A 283-nucleotide genomic window follows, 5' to 3' on the forward strand; every position below is an offset into this window, starting at 1 on the left:
AGGACAGCGCGGACTTGCCCCGCGCCCAAGGCTCGCCTACCCCTTTGTCACCCGAATTGAGGAGGAGGCTGTGATGGGCTATCGCGAAACCTATGAACGCTGGCAGGACGACCCGGAAAGCTTCTGGCTGGAACTGGCGGAAGACATCGACTGGGTCGAACCGCCAAAGCAGGCCCTGTTCGATCGCGGCAATGATACCTACGAATGGCACGCCGATGCCAAGCTGAACGGCTGTTACAACACGATCGACCGCCATGTGGAAAACGGGCGCGCGGATCAGGTG

At 60.8% G+C, this 283-nt stretch carries 1 protein-coding gene; it reads left to right on the forward strand.

The genetic code is table 11. The features are described 5' to 3' along the window. Positions 1 to 73: 73 nt before the first annotated feature. Positions 74 to 283 (forward strand): acetyl-coenzyme A synthetase N-terminal domain-containing protein (locus A3728_RS19995; protein ID WP_150120912.1); only part of this gene is annotated, 210 nt, incomplete at its 3' end.

The organism is Sulfitobacter sp. HI0040 (assembly GCF_001634885.1).
GTDB lineage: Bacteria > Pseudomonadota > Alphaproteobacteria > Rhodobacterales > Rhodobacteraceae > Sulfitobacter.